The 15,879-nt window shown below is 62.0% G+C and carries 21 protein-coding genes; 7 read left to right on the forward strand and 14 right to left on the reverse strand.

Annotation, left to right across the window (positions count from 1 at the left end):
- Nucleotides 1-25: 25 nt before the first annotated feature.
- Nucleotides 26-880: an RNA polymerase sigma factor RpoH gene (rpoH, locus tag GQX66_RS13715; protein WP_007953393.1), complete on the forward strand. Its 855-nt coding sequence runs from the start codon at nucleotides 26-28 to the stop codon at nucleotides 878-880.
- Nucleotides 881-950: 70 nt separating this feature from the next.
- On the opposite strand, the gene mtgA is transcribed toward rpoH, so the two are convergent.
- Nucleotides 951-1,673, reverse strand: a complete 723-nt coding sequence (gene mtgA, locus GQX66_RS13720; protein WP_085611980.1) for a monofunctional biosynthetic peptidoglycan transglycosylase — start codon at nucleotides 1,671-1,673, stop codon at nucleotides 951-953.
- A gap of 74 nt (nucleotides 1,674-1,747) precedes the next feature.
- Between mtgA and GQX66_RS13725 the strand changes: the two genes are divergently transcribed.
- From GQX66_RS13725 to trmB, 4 genes are all read left to right on the forward strand, one after another.
- The gene (locus tag GQX66_RS13725; RefSeq protein ID WP_207984229.1) at nucleotides 1,748-2,128 is read left to right on the forward strand and encodes a DUF423 domain-containing protein; all 381 of its coding nucleotides are present in this window, start codon (nucleotides 1,748-1,750) and stop codon (nucleotides 2,126-2,128) included.
- Between the two features lie 72 nt (nucleotides 2,129-2,200).
- Nucleotides 2,201-2,401 (forward strand): sulfur carrier protein ThiS, encoded by a 201-nt coding sequence (thiS, locus tag GQX66_RS13730; RefSeq protein WP_007953386.1) that lies wholly within the window; start codon nucleotides 2,201-2,203, stop codon nucleotides 2,399-2,401.
- Between the two features lie 60 nt (nucleotides 2,402-2,461).
- Entirely contained in the window at nucleotides 2,462-3,256 is a 795-nt protein-coding gene (locus tag GQX66_RS13735; protein WP_007953385.1) for a thiazole synthase, read from the forward strand.
- A 9-nt stretch (nucleotides 3,257-3,265) separates the two neighbouring features.
- Nucleotides 3,266-3,991 (forward strand): tRNA (guanosine(46)-N7)-methyltransferase TrmB, encoded by a 726-nt coding sequence (gene trmB / locus GQX66_RS13740; protein WP_039767926.1) that lies wholly within the window; start codon nucleotides 3,266-3,268, stop codon nucleotides 3,989-3,991.
- 143 nt (nucleotides 3,992-4,134) lie between these two features.
- On the opposite strand, the gene GQX66_RS13745 is transcribed toward trmB, so the two are convergent.
- The 10 genes from GQX66_RS13745 to GQX66_RS13790 all read right to left on the reverse strand — a co-directional run bounded on the left by GQX66_RS13745 (nucleotide 4,135) and on the right by GQX66_RS13790 (nucleotide 11,104).
- The gene (locus GQX66_RS13745) at nucleotides 4,135-4,458 is read right to left on the reverse strand and encodes a DUF3392 domain-containing protein (protein WP_074690154.1); all 324 of its coding nucleotides are present in this window, start codon (nucleotides 4,456-4,458) and stop codon (nucleotides 4,135-4,137) included.
- A gap of 19 nt (nucleotides 4,459-4,477) precedes the next feature.
- Complete coding sequence (hemW, locus tag GQX66_RS13750; RefSeq protein WP_102685780.1) at nucleotides 4,478-5,683, reverse strand: radical SAM family heme chaperone HemW; 1,206 nt, start codon at nucleotides 5,681-5,683, stop codon at nucleotides 4,478-4,480.
- Nucleotides 5,680-6,276: an RdgB/HAM1 family non-canonical purine NTP pyrophosphatase gene (gene rdgB, locus GQX66_RS13755; RefSeq protein ID WP_129972245.1), complete on the reverse strand. Its 597-nt coding sequence runs from the start codon at nucleotides 6,274-6,276 to the stop codon at nucleotides 5,680-5,682. Before rdgB ends, hemW begins: the two co-directional genes overlap by 4 nt.
- The gene (locus tag GQX66_RS13760; protein ID WP_011336378.1) at nucleotides 6,273-6,707 is read right to left on the reverse strand and encodes a DUF4426 domain-containing protein; all 435 of its coding nucleotides are present in this window, start codon (nucleotides 6,705-6,707) and stop codon (nucleotides 6,273-6,275) included. Before GQX66_RS13760 ends, rdgB begins: the two co-directional genes overlap by 4 nt.
- A gap of 26 nt (nucleotides 6,708-6,733) precedes the next feature.
- Nucleotides 6,734-7,354 carry a methionine biosynthesis protein MetW gene (gene metW / locus GQX66_RS13765; RefSeq protein WP_007953362.1) on the reverse strand — a complete coding sequence of 207 codons (621 nt, stop codon included), beginning with the start codon at nucleotides 7,352-7,354 and terminating at the stop codon, nucleotides 6,734-6,736.
- A 7-nt stretch (nucleotides 7,355-7,361) separates the two neighbouring features.
- A complete protein-coding gene (locus tag GQX66_RS13770) occupies nucleotides 7,362-8,501 on the reverse strand; it encodes a homoserine O-acetyltransferase (RefSeq protein ID WP_127800410.1) in 1,140 nt (379 codons plus the stop codon).
- Nucleotides 8,502-8,690: 189 nt separating this feature from the next.
- Nucleotides 8,691-8,978 carry a DUF167 domain-containing protein gene (locus tag GQX66_RS13775; RefSeq protein ID WP_039767931.1) on the reverse strand — a complete coding sequence of 96 codons (288 nt, stop codon included), beginning with the start codon at nucleotides 8,976-8,978 and terminating at the stop codon, nucleotides 8,691-8,693.
- On the reverse strand, nucleotides 8,975-9,565 hold the full coding sequence (locus tag GQX66_RS13780) for a YggT family protein (RefSeq protein WP_011336374.1): 591 nt from the start codon (nucleotides 9,563-9,565) through the stop codon (nucleotides 8,975-8,977). The genes GQX66_RS13775 and GQX66_RS13780 overlap by 4 nt, the downstream gene beginning before the upstream one ends.
- A gap of 10 nt (nucleotides 9,566-9,575) precedes the next feature.
- Entirely contained in the window at nucleotides 9,576-10,394 is an 819-nt protein-coding gene (proC, locus tag GQX66_RS13785) for a pyrroline-5-carboxylate reductase (protein ID WP_134022576.1), read from the reverse strand.
- A gap of 23 nt (nucleotides 10,395-10,417) precedes the next feature.
- Nucleotides 10,418-11,104, reverse strand: coding sequence for a YggS family pyridoxal phosphate-dependent enzyme (locus GQX66_RS13790; protein WP_102685777.1), 687 nt, complete (start codon nucleotides 11,102-11,104; stop codon nucleotides 10,418-10,420).
- A 56-nt stretch (nucleotides 11,105-11,160) separates the two neighbouring features.
- Here GQX66_RS13790 and GQX66_RS13795 point away from each other — a divergent pair, with 56 nt between their 5' ends.
- Entirely contained in the window at nucleotides 11,161-12,195 is a 1,035-nt protein-coding gene (locus tag GQX66_RS13795; protein WP_039767934.1) for a type IV pilus twitching motility protein PilT, read from the forward strand.
- Between the two features lie 47 nt (nucleotides 12,196-12,242).
- Here GQX66_RS13795 and GQX66_RS13800 read toward each other — a convergent pair whose 3' ends face one another.
- On the reverse strand, nucleotides 12,243-12,860 hold the full coding sequence (locus GQX66_RS13800) for a C40 family peptidase (protein WP_240869709.1): 618 nt from the start codon (nucleotides 12,858-12,860) through the stop codon (nucleotides 12,243-12,245).
- A 249-nt stretch (nucleotides 12,861-13,109) separates the two neighbouring features.
- Between GQX66_RS13800 and GQX66_RS13805 the strand changes: the two genes are divergently transcribed.
- Nucleotides 13,110-13,544, forward strand: a complete 435-nt coding sequence (locus tag GQX66_RS13805) for a TM2 domain-containing protein (RefSeq protein WP_102685775.1) — start codon at nucleotides 13,110-13,112, stop codon at nucleotides 13,542-13,544.
- A gap of 36 nt (nucleotides 13,545-13,580) precedes the next feature.
- Here GQX66_RS13805 and GQX66_RS13810 read toward each other — a convergent pair whose 3' ends face one another.
- Both GQX66_RS13810 and GQX66_RS13815 read right to left on the reverse strand, forming a co-directional pair.
- Nucleotides 13,581-14,852 carry a dihydroorotase gene (locus GQX66_RS13810; protein ID WP_240869713.1) on the reverse strand — a complete coding sequence of 424 codons (1,272 nt, stop codon included), beginning with the start codon at nucleotides 14,850-14,852 and terminating at the stop codon, nucleotides 13,581-13,583.
- Nucleotides 14,849-15,853 (reverse strand): aspartate carbamoyltransferase catalytic subunit, encoded by a 1,005-nt coding sequence (locus GQX66_RS13815; RefSeq protein WP_007913665.1) that lies wholly within the window; start codon nucleotides 15,851-15,853, stop codon nucleotides 14,849-14,851. The genes GQX66_RS13810 and GQX66_RS13815 overlap by 4 nt, the downstream gene beginning before the upstream one ends.
- Between the last annotated feature and the right edge of the window lie 26 nt (nucleotides 15,854-15,879).

Consider the following 15,879-nt stretch of genomic DNA (forward strand, 5'->3'; position numbering starts at 1 on the left):
GTATGTAAGTCGGAGGTTTTTCCGTATGTCCAATTCTTTGCAACCTGCGTATGCATTGGTTCCAGGCGCAAACCTGGAAGCCTACGTGCACACCGTCAACAGCATTCCATTGCTGACGCCGGAGCAGGAGCGTGAACTGGCCGAGAGTCTCTACTATGAGCAGGATCTGGGGGCGGCTCGGCAGATGGTGCTCGCCCACCTGCGGTTTGTCGTACACATCGCCCGTAGCTATTCCGGCTACGGTCTGGCTCAGGCTGACCTGATCCAGGAAGGTAACGTCGGCCTGATGAAGGCCGTGAAGCGTTTCAACCCGGAAATGGGCGTGCGTCTGGTGTCCTTCGCGGTGCACTGGATCAAGGCCGAGATTCACGAGTTCATCCTGCGCAACTGGCGGATCGTGAAAGTCGCGACCACCAAGGCCCAGCGCAAGCTGTTCTTCAACCTGCGCAGCCAGAAGAAACGTCTGGCCTGGCTGAACAACGAGGAAGTCCACCGTGTGGCGGAAAGCCTCGGCGTCGAGCCGCGTGAAGTGCGTGAGATGGAAAGTCGCCTGACCGGCCATGACATGGCCTTCGACCCGGCTGCGGAAGCGGACGACGACAGTGCTTTCCAGTCGCCGGCCAATTACCTGGAAGACCACCGGTATGACCCGGCGCGTCAACTGGAAGATGCCGACTGGAGCGACAACTCCAATCACAACCTGCACGAAGCGCTGGAAGTGCTGGACGAACGCAGTCGCGACATCCTCTACCAGCGCTGGCTGGCAGAAGAGAAAGCCACGCTGCACGACCTGGCGCAGAAGTACAACGTATCGGCCGAGCGGATCCGTCAGCTCGAGAAGAGCGCGATGAACAAGCTCAAGTTGTCGATTGCCGCATAACCGGCAGTCCGGCAATAAAAAACGCCCCGATCAGTGATGATCGGGGCGTTTTTGTTTGCCTGTCAGGCAGTCATTGGGCCCAGGGCGCGCGGCGCGAGTCATTGAGTGTCAACAAATAGCTGTCGCCACCCAGCTGGCTCATTTGCTGGCGAATCCAGCCGGCCCGACGCGACACATAAGCGGTCGGATGACTGGCGCTCCAGACCCGCGGATTCGGCAGCACAGCCGCCAGATAGCTCGCCTGTTGCCGGGACAGCGACCTGGCGCCTACGCCAAAGTGATGCCTTGCCGCCGCTTCGGCACCAAACACGCCGTCATCCCACTCGACGCTGTTCAGGTACACCTCGAGAATCCGCTGCTTGGGCCAGAACACTTCGATCAGCGCGGTAAACCACGCTTCCAGCCCTTTGCGCAGATAACTGCGGCCAGACCACAAAAACAGGTTCTTCGACACTTGCTGGCTCAAAGTGCTGGCGCCGCGAATCGAACCGCCGAGTTCGTTGTGGGCCAGTGCGGCCTTGATCGCACTCAGGTCAAAACCCCAGTGCTCGGGGAATTTCTGGTCTTCGCCGGCAATCACCGCGACCTTCAGGTCATCGGAGATCTCGTCCCACGGTTTCCAGGTGCGTTGCAGATCGATCGGCTCGCCGTCGACCCAGGATTCGATCTTGCGCTCGACCATCAGCGCCGTGAACGGTGGCGGCACAAAGCGAAACACCAACACCAGCAATACGCTGCCGCCCGCGAACCAGAGCAGGGCCTTCGTGAAACGACGGAGAAATAAACGCAGCATAGAGATGGCTTGGCCGAACCGGTTGAGCGGGCCATTATACAGACCCTGCCGATCGAGTCTGACTGGAGTTCTACATGCTGCGTAGCTTTCTGATGCTGGCCGCCTTCTTTGGTTTCACCGGTGTCGGCCTCGGCGCATTCGCCGCCCATGGCCTGAAAAACCGCCTGACCCCGGAGTATCTGGCGATCTTCCACACCGGCGTCACCTATCAACTGGTGCACGCGCTGGCGCTGTTCGGCGTGGCGCTGCTGGCGACGCAGCTTCAGGGGCGTCTGGTCGCCTGGGCCGGCATCTCGTTCACCGTCGGTATTCTGCTGTTCTCCGGCAGTCTGTACCTGCTGACCACCCTCGGCATCGGCAAACTCGGCATCATCACCCCGTTCGGCGGCCTGGCGTTCCTGATCGGCTGGCTGTGCCTCGGACTCGCCGCCTGGCGCCTGCACCCAACCGCTTGACGCTTGGTGCTGACCTTTAGGTCATGATCGGGCTAGAATGCCACCCCCTAAAAAGTGATGGCGGCGTTGCGCATGCGCATTCAGTTGAACGGTGAATCCTTTGAACTGCCCGACGGTGAAACCGTTGCGGCCCTGCTGACGCGTCTGGATCTGACCGGACGCCGCGTCGCGGTCGAACTCAATCTGGATATCGTCCCGCGCAGCCAGCATGCCGACACCACTTTGAACGACGGCGACAATGTCGAAGTCGTGCACGCGATCGGCGGCGGCTGATCGCCAGGCCTGCATGGGCCGAGAATTCTGCAAGACCCTCACCCCAACAGAGGATTCCCCATGAGCATCGTTCGTAGCGACAAGCCTTTTGTTCTGGCCGGTCGTACTTACCAGTCGCGTTTGCTGGTCGGTACCGGCAAGTACCGTGACATGGAAGAAACCCGCCTGGCCATCGAAGCCTCGGGTGCCGAGATCGTCACCTTCGCCGTGCGCCGCACCAATCTGGGCCAGATCGAAGGCGAGCCGAACCTGCTCGAAGTGCTGTCGCCGGATCGCTACACCTTCCTGCCGAACACCGCCGGTTGCTACGACGCGGTCGAAGCCGTGCGCACCTGCCGCCTGGCCCGTGAGCTGCTCGACGGCCACAATCTGGTGAAGCTGGAAGTGCTGGCCGACCAGAAAACCCTGTTCCCCAACGTGATCGAAACCCTCAAGGCCGCCGAAGTGCTGGTCAAGGAAGGCTTCGACGTGATGGTTTACACCAGTGATGACCCGATCATCGCCCGGCAACTGGCGGAAATCGGCTGCATCGCGGTCATGCCGCTGGCCGGTCTGATCGGTTCGGGCCTGGGGATCTGCAATCCGTACAACCTGCAGATCATCCTCGAAGAAGCCAAGATCCCGGTGCTGGTGGATGCCGGTGTCGGCACCGCTTCCGACGCGACCATCTCGATGGAACTGGGCTGTGACGCCGTGCTGATGAACTCGGCCATCGCCCACGCCCAGCAGCCGATCATGATGGCCGAAGCCATGAAACACGCGATCGTCGCGGGCCGCCTGGCCTACCTCGCCGGCCGCATGCCGAAAAAACTCTATGCCAGCGCCTCTTCGCCGCTGGATGGTCTGATCAAGTAAGAGCTATTGATGACTGAATCGAACGACACGCCAATCCAGACGGAAGAAGGCGACGAGCGCCAACACCGCCGCATCAAGAGTTTCGTGATGCGCGCCGGGCGCATGACCGAAGGCCAGCAGCGCGGCCTGGATCAGGGCGCGCCTAAATTCGTCCTGCCGCTGGCCGATGCGCCGGTGGATTACGACCAGGTGTTCGGCCGTTCCGCGCCGCGTTCGCTGGAGATCGGTTTCGGCATGGGCCACTCGCTGCTGGAAATGGCCGCCGCTGCGCCGGAACAGGATTTCATCGGTGTCGAGGTTCACCGTCCGGGTGTCGGCGCGCTGCTCAACGGCGTGCTGACTCAGGGCCTGACCAACCTGCGGGTCTACGACTGCGACGCGATCGAAGTGCTCAACCGCTGCATCGCCGACAACAGCCTCGATCGCCTGATGCTGTTCTTCCCGGATCCGTGGCACAAGAGCCGCCACCACAAGCGCCGCATCGTTCAGGCGTCCTTCGCTGAACTGGTGCGCAGCAAGCTGAAAGTCGGCGGCATTCTGCACATGGCCACCGACTGGGAGCCGTACGCCGAATACATGCTGGAAGTGATGAACGTCGCCCCGGGCTATCGCAACCTCGCCGAAGACGGCAAGTGCGTACCGCGTCCGGCCGAACGCCCGATCACCAAGTTCGAACGCCGCGGCGAACGTCTTGGGCATGGCGTGTGGGATCTGAAGTTCGAAAAACAGTCGTAAGTACTGCGCAGTGATCGTTCCCACGTCGAGGCGTCGAACCGTCTGCGTGGGAATGCCTCAATGGACGCTCCGCGTCCGCTTCAGGGACGCAGAGCGTCCCGGGCTGCATTCCCACGCGGAGCGTGGGAACGAGCACTTGGAGATCAGCGGCGGTCGGCGACCACGCCAATCAACACCAGCACCACCAACAACACCGGCGCCAGGCTGTAGTTGTTGAACTGGCTCAGCCCCTTCACTACCCACGGCGTCGCGTAGATCAGTGCTGCGCCGCTGCCGATCAGGCACAGCAGGGCCATCAGCGGCACGCGCAGAGCGCCGGCGATGCTGCCCAGGCGTTGCTCGACCCAGCCTTTGAAGTCAGCGCCGAACAGCACCAGCAGGCAACCCACCAGGGCCAGAGCGATTTCCGAGAGGTTGCTGCGACTCCAGCGGGACACGGTGGCGAGCAGGTCGAGTATCAAATCCATGCGGTTTCCTTAAGAGCGGTCAGCTCAGAAATTTCTGCAGCAAGTCGTTGAGGAACAGTTGTCCGCGCTCGGTGGCCGCCAGACGTGACGGTTCGACCTGCAACAGACCGCTTTGTTCGGCCTCGCGCCGGTGTTCGTCGAGGCTCTCCAGCGGCAGGCCGGTGCGCTCCGGGTACAGGCGCGATTCGACGCCGGCGGTCAGGCGCAGGGCGTTCATCAGGAATTCGAACGGCATCTCGTCGTTGGTCAGGGCTTTCTCGCCGGCCTGGAAGCTTTTGGCCGGGTTGAGGTAGTCCTTCGGCAGGCGCGTCTTCCAGGTGCGCACGATGCGCCCGTCCGGATGGCTGAGCTTGCCGTGGGCGCCGGCGCCGATGCCGATGAAGTCGCCGAAGCTCCAGTAATTCAGGTTGTGCCGCGCCGGGCGACCCGGTTGCGCGTAGGCCGAAACTTCGTACTGCGCGTAACCGTGCTCGGCCAGCAGCGCCTGTCCGGCCTCTTGAATGTCCCACAGCGTGTCGTCTTCCGGCAGCACCGGCGGCTGGTTCCAGAACACGGTGTTCGGCTCCAGTGTCAGCTGATACCAGGAAATGTGCGTCGGCTTCAGCTCGATCGCCTGGCGCAGATCGCTCAGGGCATCTTCCAGCGACTGGTCCGGCAAGCCGTGCATCAAGTCGAGGTTGAAGTTATCGAACCCGGCCTGGCGCGCCATGCCTGCCGCCCGCACGGCTTCATCGCCATTGTGGATACGGCCGAGAGCCTTGAGCTTTTCCTGCTGGAAGCTCTGGATGCCGATCGACAGGCGATTGATCCCCAGTTTGCGGTAGGCGACGAACTTTTCTTGCTCGAAAGTTCCGGGGTTGGCTTCCAGGGTGATTTCGATGTCATCGGCAAACGGGATGCGTTGTTTGACGCCTTCCAGCAAGCGACCAAGGGCTTCGGCACTGAACAGGCTCGGCGTGCCGCCGCCAAAGAAGATCGAACTCAACTCACGGCCGTACACCGCGTGCAGATCCTGATCAAGGTCGGCCAGCATCGCGTCGACGTATTCCTGCTCCGGCAGCACCGGGCTGGCGGTGTGGGAGTTGAAGTCGCAATAGGGGCATTTGCGCACACACCACGGGATGTGGATGTACAGCGCCAAGGGCGGCAGCGTCGGCAACGGCGCCCGAGGCGAGGAGGCGGCGCCGCCGATAATCAGCGACGACGCGCAGGAGCTATCGGTCATTTCAAGCCCAGACGCTGGCGCAGCAGATCCATTGCACGGGCGCGGTGGCTGATCTGGTTCTTGTCGCTCGGGCTCAGCTCGGCGCTGGACACGTTACGCTCCGGCACCCAGAACAGTGGGTCGTAGCCGAAACCGTGCTCACCGCTGGCAGCGGTCAGTATGCGCCCGTGCCACAGACCTTCGCAGAGGATCGGCAGCGGATCGTCGGCGTGACGCACCAGCGCCAGCACGCAGACGAACTGCGCGCCGCGCTCGGTTTCAGGCACATCCTTCAAGGCGTCTAGCAGTTTGGCGTTGTTCGCCGCGTCGCCCTTGCCGTCGGCGTAGCGCGCCGAGTAGATGCCCGGCGCACCGCCGAGGAAATCCACCGCCAGCCCCGAATCGTCGGCCAGCGCCGGCAGCCCGGAAATGCGAGCGGCATTGCGCGCCTTGAGGATCGCGTTCTCGACGAACGACAGACCGGTTTCTTCCGGCTCCACACTGCTGAATTCGCCGATCGAGCGCAGTTGCACCGAATCGCCGAGCATGGCCTGGAGTTCCTTGAGTTTGCCGGCGTTATGGCTGGCCAGTACGAGTTGCTTGAGATTGATCATTGGCCAGGGAAAAGCTCTTGGTTGAAATTGAGGGTGTTGATCTTGTCGCCGGTCTGCACCTTGATTTCAAAGGTGCGGGTTTCCTGCTGCTCCACCGGGTATTGGGCGATGTAGTAGATCGCGCCCTGTTCGGTGATCTGGCGGAAAGTCAGCGGCACGCTCTGACTGGTCAGATCCTTGACGGTGCCGGTGACCTGGGCGATCAGCGGTTTGCCGTCCTTGATCACCGAGACATTGATCACGCCCTGGTTCTTGCTGCGGATCAGCTCGGCAGCCTTGGCGATGTCCGGCGTCAGGAAGGTCGAGTTGAAGGTGTTGTAATGCACGGTGACATCACCGAACACTTCCTTGCGTTCGCCCTTGATGGCATCGGCGGCCACGGCCGACAGGCTCAGGCAGGCGGCCAATAGCGCGGTAATCAAGCGTCCCATGTTCGTTCTCCTCGCAATGTCGTGGTTCAGACCGCGATTCTGTGATCCGCAAGCCCTGGGCTGCTGACGCGGTAGATACCGATCTCACCTAACAGATTAGGCCATAGCTTACTGGCCCACCCGTGGCGGTGCTGTTGATCCACGGCAAGCCGATCAATGACCTTCGCCTCACGTTCGCGACAAAGTTCTTCAAAGTCTTCGAAGGTGCAGAAGTGGATGTTCGGCGTGTTGTACCAGGTGTACGGCAGAAATTCCGACACCGGCATCCGGCCTTTGCTCGCCAGGTACCAGCGGCAGCGCCAGTGACCGAAATTCGGGAAGGTGATGATGCACTGGCGACCGACCCGCAGCATTTCGTCGAGGATCTTGTCCGGGTAGTGCACGGCTTGCAGGGCCTGGGTCATCACCACGATGTCGAAGCTGTTGCTGGCGAAGTTGCCCAGGCCCTTGTCCAGATCCTGCTCGATGACGTTGACGCCCTTGGCCACGCACTGCGCGATGTTGTCGGCGTCGTTTTCCAAGCCGTAGCCGGTGACCTGCTTGTGGTCGCGCAGCCAGGTCAGCAACTCGCCGTCACCGCAGCCGAGGTCGAGCACGCGGCTGCCGGCGGGGATCCATTCCTGGATGATTTCCAGATCAGCTCTCATGGCTTTCTCACAACGTAATGCGGTTCATGTAATTGCCGAACGCCTGCAAATAACGCGGGATCGGAATCAGGAAGGCGTCGTGGCCCTGCGGCGCGTCGATTTCCAGGTAGCTGACGTCCTTGCGCGCAGCCATAAGCGCATCCACCAGTTCCCGCGAGCGGGCCGGGGAGAAACGCCAGTCGGTGGTAAACGACATCACGCAGAACCTGGCTTTTGCACCTTCGAAGGTTTTCGCCAGGTTATCGTTGAAGTTCGCTGCCGGATCGAAGTAGTCCAGCGCCTTGGTCATCAACAGATAAGTGTTGGCATCGAAGCGCCCGGAGAACTCTTCGCCCTGATAACGCAGGTAGCTTTCGACCTGGAACTCGACGCTGTGGAAGTCATAGTTGAGCTTTTCGCTCTTCAGGCCGCGGCCGAATTTCTCGCCCATGGAGTCGTCGGACAGGTAGGTGATGTGCCCGACCATCCGCGCCAGCATCAGGCCGCGTTTGGGGATCACGCCCTGTTCCTGGAACGAGCCGCCGTGGAATTCCGGGTCGGTGAGGATCGCCTGGCGCGCCACTTCGTTGAAGGCGATGTTCTGCGCCGACAGCTTCGGGGCCGAGGCGATGGCCAGGCAGTGGCGCACGCGATCCGGATACGTGATGGTCCATTGCAGCGCCTGCATGCCGCCGAGGCTGCCGCCGATCACTGCGGCCCACTGGCTGATGCCGAGCAGGTCGGCCAGACGTGCCTGGCTGTGCACCCAGTCTTCCACGGTCAGCACTGGGAAGTCGGCGCCGAACGGCTTGCCGGTTTCCGGGTTGAGGCTGCTCGGGCCGGTGGAGCCGTTGCAACCGCCGAGGTTGTTCAGGCTGACCACGAAGAACTTGTTGGTGTCGATCGGTTTGCCGGGGCCGATGCAGCTGTCCCACCAACCGGGCTTGCGGTCGTCGACGCTGTGATAACCCGCAGCGTGGTGGTGGCCGGACAAGGCGTGGCAGATCAGCACGGCGTTGCTCGCTTGCGCGTTCAGCGTGCCGTAGGTTTCGTAGATCAGGTCATAATCGGCCAGCGAACGGCCGCAGGCCAAGGCCAGCGGTTCGCTGAAGTGCGCCGTTTGCGGCGTCACCAGACCAACAGAATCGGGGGGAAAGGCAGCTGGCATCGACCCTGCTCTCGTTGAAATGAGGCGTAAGTCTAAAGACCGGTGGGGTTAGCGGCAAGCAACGATCAGGCCTGATTTGCGCTCGTTCCCACGCTCCGCGTGGGAACGCCTCATTGGACGCTCCGCGTCCGCTTCGGCGGGGGACGCGGAGCGTCCCGGCATGCATTCCCACGCAGAGCGTGGGAACGATCAGCTGACTAGTCCGGGCAGATCCGGCAACTTCTTCGGCGAGCAGATCTTCACCCGCTTCTGCCGGTTCAACTCGCCGCTGAGCAAACTGACCTGGCTTTTGGAAACCCCAAAAGCCTTGGCCAGAAACCCCATCAGATAGGCATTGGCCTTGCCCTCGACCGGCGGCGCGGTCAGGCGGATCTTCAGGCGATCACCGTGCAGCCCGCAGAAATCATCGCTGCGGGCGGCCGGTTGCAGGTGACATTCCAGAATCAGGTCGTCACCGTCCCAGCGAAACCAGCTCACATCAGCAGGCGCAGGATTTCCGGCATCATCGTCATCGCCGCGAGGTTGTTGATCACCAGCATGTCGATCAGCTTCAGCACGAGGAAGGCGAAGATCGGCGACAGGTCCAGACCACCGAGGTTCGGCAGGATGCGGCGGAACGGCGCCAGGGCCGGTTCGCAGATCTGGTTCACCAGTTCGGCGCCCGGATTGTGGCTGCCCGGTGCGACCCAGGACAGGATGATGCTGATGATCATGGCCCAGAAGAAAATCTTCAGGAACAGCGCCGTCACGCCGATCAGCGACCAGATCAGCAGTTGCAGCGGGTTACCGGTAGTGCCATAGGTCAGCAGCAGGGTCAGCGCCATCAGCGCCAGTTGCACGAGAATCGCCAATACCAGCGACGACATGTCGAGGCCGAACAGGCTCGGGATGATCCGGCGCAGTGGCTTGAGCAGCGGCTGCGTGGCCTTGACCACAAACTGGCACAGCGGGTTGTAGAAGTTCGCCCGCACCAGTTGCAGGACGAAGCGCAGCAGCACGATCAGCAGGTACAGGCTGCCAAGGGTTTGCAGCACGTAGACCGCTGCGGTGTTCAATCCAATCATGTAAGGCTCCTTATTTGCCCAGTTGTTCGGCCATTTCGGCCGAGCGGTGCGCGGCGGCGCCGAGTGCTTTTTCCACCAGGGCTTCGAAGCCTCCGGCCTGGAACGATTTGATCGCAGCTTCCGTGGTGCCCGCTGGCGAGGTCACGCGGCGGCGCAGTTCGGCGGCGTCGACGTCGCTGGACACGGCCATGTGCGCGGCTCCCAGCGCGGTCTGCAAGGTCAGCTGCTCGGCGGTTTCCTTCGGCAGGCCGAGTTTGACGCCGGCGGCGGTCATGGCTTCGATCAGCAGGAAGAAGTATGCCGGGCCGGAGCCGGAGACGGCGGTGACGGCGTCCAGTTGCTGCTCTTCGTTCAGCCACAGGGCAATGCCCACGGCGGACAGCAGTTCTTCAGCCTGCTGGCGTTGTTCGGCACTCACTTCGCCGGTAGCGTACAAACCGCTAACGCCCTGACGCAGCAGCGCCGGGGTGTTCGGCATGCAGCGCACGATCGGTTGCTCGCCAAGCCATGCGGTCATGCTGGCGCAGGTGATGCCGGCGGCGATGGAGACCACCAGTTGATTCGGTTTCAGGCTCGGGCGAATCGCTTCGCACACGGCTTTCATGGCCTGTGGCTTGACTGCCAGCACGACAACGTCGGCGCCGTCGATGGCCTGGGCGTTGTCGGCGAAGGTTTCGATGCCGTGTTCGGCGCTGACCCGGTTGCGGGTTTCTTCGCCCGGATCGCTGGCGCGAATCCGTGCAGCTTCCAGACCCTTGGCCCGCAGGCCGCCGATCAGGCTGGCGGCCATGTTGCCGGCACCGATAAAGGCAATACGCGTGTTGCTCATGTCAGGTCCTTATCTGGAAATGTTCAAGATTGGGAGTAGTCGCGGGCGCCGAACAGGGCCGTACCGATACGGACCCAGGTCGCGCCCTGGGCAATGGCCGACTCGAGGTCGTGGCTCATGCCCATGGAAAGTGTGTCGAGCGGCAGATCGAGGCTGGCCTGCAACTTCTGAACGGCGGCGAATGCAGCATCCTGCTCGGCGCGGTCTTCAGTCGGTTCGGGAATCGCCATCAACCCGCGCAGCTTCAGGCGTGGCAGGGCGCTGATGGCCTGGGCCAGCGCCGGCAGGTCTTGCGGCGTGCAGCCGGACTTGCTGGCCTCACCGCTGACGTTGACCTGAATGCAGATGTTCAGTGGCGGCAGATCCGCCGGGCGTTGTTCGGACAGGCGTTGGGCGATTTTCAGACGATCCACGGAGTGCACCCAGGCGAAATGCTCGGCGATCGAGCGGGTCTTGTTCGACTGAATGGGGCCGATGAAGTGCCAGATCAAGGGCAGGTCGGCCAGTTCGAGCTGTTTGCCCAAGGCCTCTTGCAGGTAGTTCTCGCCAAAGTCGCGCAGGCCGGCGGCGTACGCTTCGCGCAGGGCTTCGGCCGGTTTGGTCTTGCTCACGGCCAGCAGCTGGACGCTGTTTTCATCGCGTCCGGCGGCAGCGGTGGCGGCATGAATACGCGAACTAACCTGGAGAATGTTGTCTGCTATCGTGGACATCAAGAGGCGCCAGCGGTCTGAAGGTTCGCGGCATTCTACTGGAATTGAGGGACGCTATGGATATCACTGAACTGCTGGCCTTCAGCGCCAAACAGGGCGCTTCCGACCTGCACCTGTCGGCCGGTCTGCCGCCGATGATCCGCGTGGATGGCGACGTGCGGCGGATCAATCTGCCGGCGCTGGATCACAAGCAAGTGCACGAGCTGATCTACGACATCATGAACGACACCCAGCGGGTGGACTTCGAGAAACATCTGGAAACCGACTTTTCCTTCGAAGTCCCCGGCGTGGCGCGCTTTCGGGTCAATGCCTTCAACCAGAACCGGGGCGCCGGGGCGGTGTTCCGGACCATCCCGTCAAAAGTGCTGACCATGGAAGACCTGGCCATGGGCGACGTCTTTCGCAAGATCACCGATGCGCCACGCGGGCTGGTGCTGGTGACCGGGCCGACCGGTTCCGGCAAGTCCACAACCCTGGCGGCAATGATCGATTACCTCAACACCCATCGCCATCACCACATCCTGACCATCGAAGATCCGATCGAATTCGTCCACGAATCGCGCAAATGCCTGATCAATCAGCGCGAAGTCCATCGCGATACCCGCAGTTTCGCCACCGCATTGCGTTCAGCGCTGCGCGAAGACCCGGATGTGATTCTGGTAGGCGAGATGCGCGATCTGGAAACCATCCGCCTGGCACTCACCGCCGCCGAAACCGGGCACCTGGTGTTCGGCACCTTGCACACCACGTCGGCAGCCAAGACCATCGACCGGGTGGTGGACGTGTTCCCCGGGGACGAAAAGTCCATGGTGCGCTCGATGCTTTCGGAGTCATTGCTGGCGGTGGTGTCGCAGACGCTGATCAAGAAGATCGGCGGCGGCCGGGTGGCGGCGCACGAAATCATGCTGGGGACGTCGGCGATCCGCAACCTGATCCGCGAGGACAAGGTGGCGCAGATGTACTCGGCGATACAGACCGGCGGGTCGCTGGGGATGCAGACACTCGACATGTGCCTGAAGGATCTGGTGACCAAGGGCTTGATCAGCCGTGAACATGCGCGGGAGAAGGCGCGCACGCCGGATAACTTTTAGGCAAAAAAAACGCAGCCCGTGGGCTGCGTTTTTTTGTACCTGAACAATCAGCGCTGAACGACGCGCATCTGCCCCGATTCTTTCGGCAATACGCGTTTGGCCACCACGTAATGCTTTTCCCAATACGGCTTGTTCAGTGTGTCGATGCTCACCGACTTGCCGCGCCGTGGCGCATGGATGAAACGATCGTTGCCCAAATAGATGGCAACGTGATTGACGCGACGGCTCTTGATGTTGAAGAAAATCAGGTCGCCCGGCTTCAGGTCCTTGCGTTCGACTTTCTCGCCGTGACCGCTGGCCATGGCGTTCGAGGTGCGTGGCAGGTCGAACGTGGCGTCGTTGAATGCGTATTTCACCAGACCGCTGCAGTCGAAGCCTTTACTCGGGCTGCTGCCGCCCCAACGGTAGGGTGTACCGAGGACGTTTACCGCGCGACTCAGGACGTTGCTGCTTTCCTTGGTCGCCATCGGTGGCACCAGCTTGCTGCGGCCGTTGCTGCTCAGCGTGGTGTGTTTGACCTGTTTGCCTTTGTTCGATGGAGCAGAGGCATGGGATTTAGGGGTGAAACCGTTAACGTTTGGAAGACGTTGCTCACGATTGGTGGCGTGGGCGGCCAGTGGCATTAATAGGCAAATGGTTAGCCATGTCTTGAAAAATGGACGCATTAGGCAGGGCTCTTGGTGTGTTAGCGCGCAACTTTATAACAGCTTTTCTGTCACTTCCGAGGCCGTTGGTCGATTCAATCGGGTGCCAACGGAACCAAATAAGCGGCAAAAAGACGCAATTGTCGGACAGAAGTCCGGTGCTATAAGGCTTTGACGGGAGACACGGTAGCATTTGCCATACGTCGGCTACCTGTAAAAAAGTCACAAAGAATTAAAGAATATTTATCTATCGCGTGTATCGAGGTCTTAATGAACGGCTATCAGCTGCCCCGTGTGAAGGAAAAAGACACCCATAGCAAGGTGATCGGTTACCTGTTGTGGATTTTCGGTTTCACAGGCTCACACCGCTTCTATTACGGCAAACCGGTGACCGGCACGATCTGGTTTTTCACCTTCGGGTTGCTGGGGATCGGCTGGCTGATCGACGTGTTCCTGATCCCGGCGATGGATCGACAAGCCGACCTGCGTTTCGTGGCGGGCCCTATTGAATATAACGTGGCGTGGATTCTGCTGACCTTCCTCGGCGCGTTCGGCGTGCACCGGATGTATCAGGGCAAGTGGATCACAGGTTTGCTGTACCTGCTGACCGGCGGGTTGTTCTTTCTGGGGGTGCTGTATGACTTCTGGACGCTGAACGATCAGGTGTCGGTGCGTAACGCCGAAGGGCGGGGTGCCTTTCAGTAAGTGATGGCGAGGGAGCTGGCTCCCTCGCCATTTTTGTTACGCCTGGTGGCTGATCCGGCCATCCACCAGCGTGTAACGCACCACACCCGGCAGGCTATGGCCTAGGAACGGGCAGTTCTCGCCCTTCGACAGCCAGGTTTCGCCGGCAACGGTCGAGGCCTTCGGATCGAACAGCACGATATCCGCCGCGCCGCCCACTGCCAGTTTGCCCGCCGGCAGGCGCAGGGCCTCGGCCGGGCCGGCGCTCAGGCGGGCCAGCAGGGTCGGTAGGTCCAGCAGACCGTCATCCACCAGCGTCATCGCCAGCGGCAGCAGCAGTTCGACGCTGCTGATGCCCGGCTCGGTCGCGCCGAACGGTGCCAGTTTGGCATCGCGCTCGTGAGGCTGGTGATGGCTGGAAATCGCCGAGACAACGCCGGACTTCACCGCCTCACGCAGACCGTCGCGGTCGACGCGGGTGCGCAGCGGCGGTTGCACGTGATACAGGCTGCTGAAGTCGATCAGCGCTTCGTCCGTCAGGATCAATTGATACAGGGCGACATCCGCCGTGACTTTCAAACCACGGGCCTGGGCCTGAGCGATCAGGGCCACGCCGCGAGCACTGGTCAGCTGGCTGAAGTGCGCGCGCACGCCGGTCTGCTCGACCAGCAGCAGATCCCGGGCCAGCGCCACGGTTTCAGCGGTTTCCGGGATACCCGGCAAACCGAGGAAACTGGCGGTGGCGCCTTCGTGGGCCAGGCCGCCGTCAGCCAGGTCGTGATCCTGCGAATTGAAAATCACCGTCAGGTCGAACGTTGCCGCGTAATCCAGCGCCCGGCACAGGGTGCGGGTGTTGCGGAAGCTTTCGAGGCCGTTGCCGAACGCTACGCAACCGGCGTCGCGCAGGGCGACCAGCTCGGCCAGTTGTTCACCATCCAGACCTTTGCTCAGCGCGCCGATCGGGAACACCTTGGTGTTGCCGGCCTCGCGGGCGCGGTCGAGGATCAGTTCGGCCACGGCCGAGGTGTCGAGTACCGGTCTGGTTTTCGGCGGGCAGCACAGGCTGGTCACGCCGCCGGCTGCAGCCGCGCGGGTTTCGCTGGCGATGGTGCCTTTGCGGCTGTAGCCCGGCTCGCGCAGGGCGACGTTCAGGTCTACGAGGCCTGGAGCGGCGACAAGACCTTGGGCGTCGATGGTTTCGACGGCGGTGAAGCCGGCCGGTGCAGCGCCGAGGGCGACGATCTTGCAGGCTTCAACGTGAATATCAGTGATTTGATCCAGGCCGCTGCTTGGATCAATGACGCGGGCGCCGAGAATGCTGAGCTTCACTGGGCGTTCTCCTGCTCGAATTGACGCTGCGCTGTTTGTCCGCTCATGGCCATCGACAGCACGGCCATACGGATCGCGATGCCGTAAGTGACTTGATTGAGGATCACCGAGTGCGGGCCGTCGGCCACCGCCGACTCGATCTCCACGCCGCGGTTGATCGGCCCCGGGTGCATGACGATGCAATCGGGCTTGGCGCCGGCCAGGCGCGCGGTGGTCAGGCCGAACAGGCGGTAGAACTCGCCTTCGCTCGGCAGCAGACCGCCAGTCATGCGCTCACGCTGCAGGCGCAGCATGATCACCACGTCGACGTCTTTCAGGCCTTCGGTCATGTCGGTGTAGACCTTCACGCCGTACTGCTCGATGCCGATCGGCAGCAGGGTTTTCGGTGCGATCACGCGGATGTCCGGGCAACCGAGGGTCTTCAGGGCGAGCATGTTCGAGCGCGCCACCCGCGAGTGCAGGATGTCGCCGACGATGGCCACCGAGAGGTTCTCGAAACCGCCCTTGTGACGGCGGATGGTCAGCATGTCGAGCATGCCTTGGGTCGGGTGCGCGTGCCGGCCGTCGCCGCCGTTGATGATCGCCACTTGCGGGCAGACATGCTCGGCGATGAAGTGCGCGGCGCCCGAGTCACCGTGGCGCACGACGAACATGTCGGCGGCCATGGCTTCCAGGTTGCGCAGGGTGTCGAGCAGGGTTTCGCCCTTGCTGGCCGACGAAGTCGACACGTTCAGGGTGATCACGTCCGCCGACAGTCGCTGGGCCGCCAGTTCGAAGGTGGTGCGGGTGCGGGTCGAGTTTTCGAAGAACACGTTGCACACGGTCTTGCCGCGCAGCAACGGGACCTTCTTCACGGCCCGGGCGCCGACTTCGAGGAACGAGTCGGCGGTGTCGAGGATTTCCGTCAGCAACTCGCGGCGCAGGCCATCGAGCGAGAGGAAGTGGCGCAGCTGGCCCTGATCATTGAGCTGCAGCGGGCGCTTGGTATCTAGAGGCGTCATCGCGAGGGGGACTCTCAATAGGGCGG

This window comes from Pseudomonas sp. B707 (assembly GCF_022496685.1).
GTDB lineage: Bacteria > Pseudomonadota > Gammaproteobacteria > Pseudomonadales > Pseudomonadaceae > Aquipseudomonas > Aquipseudomonas paraglycinae.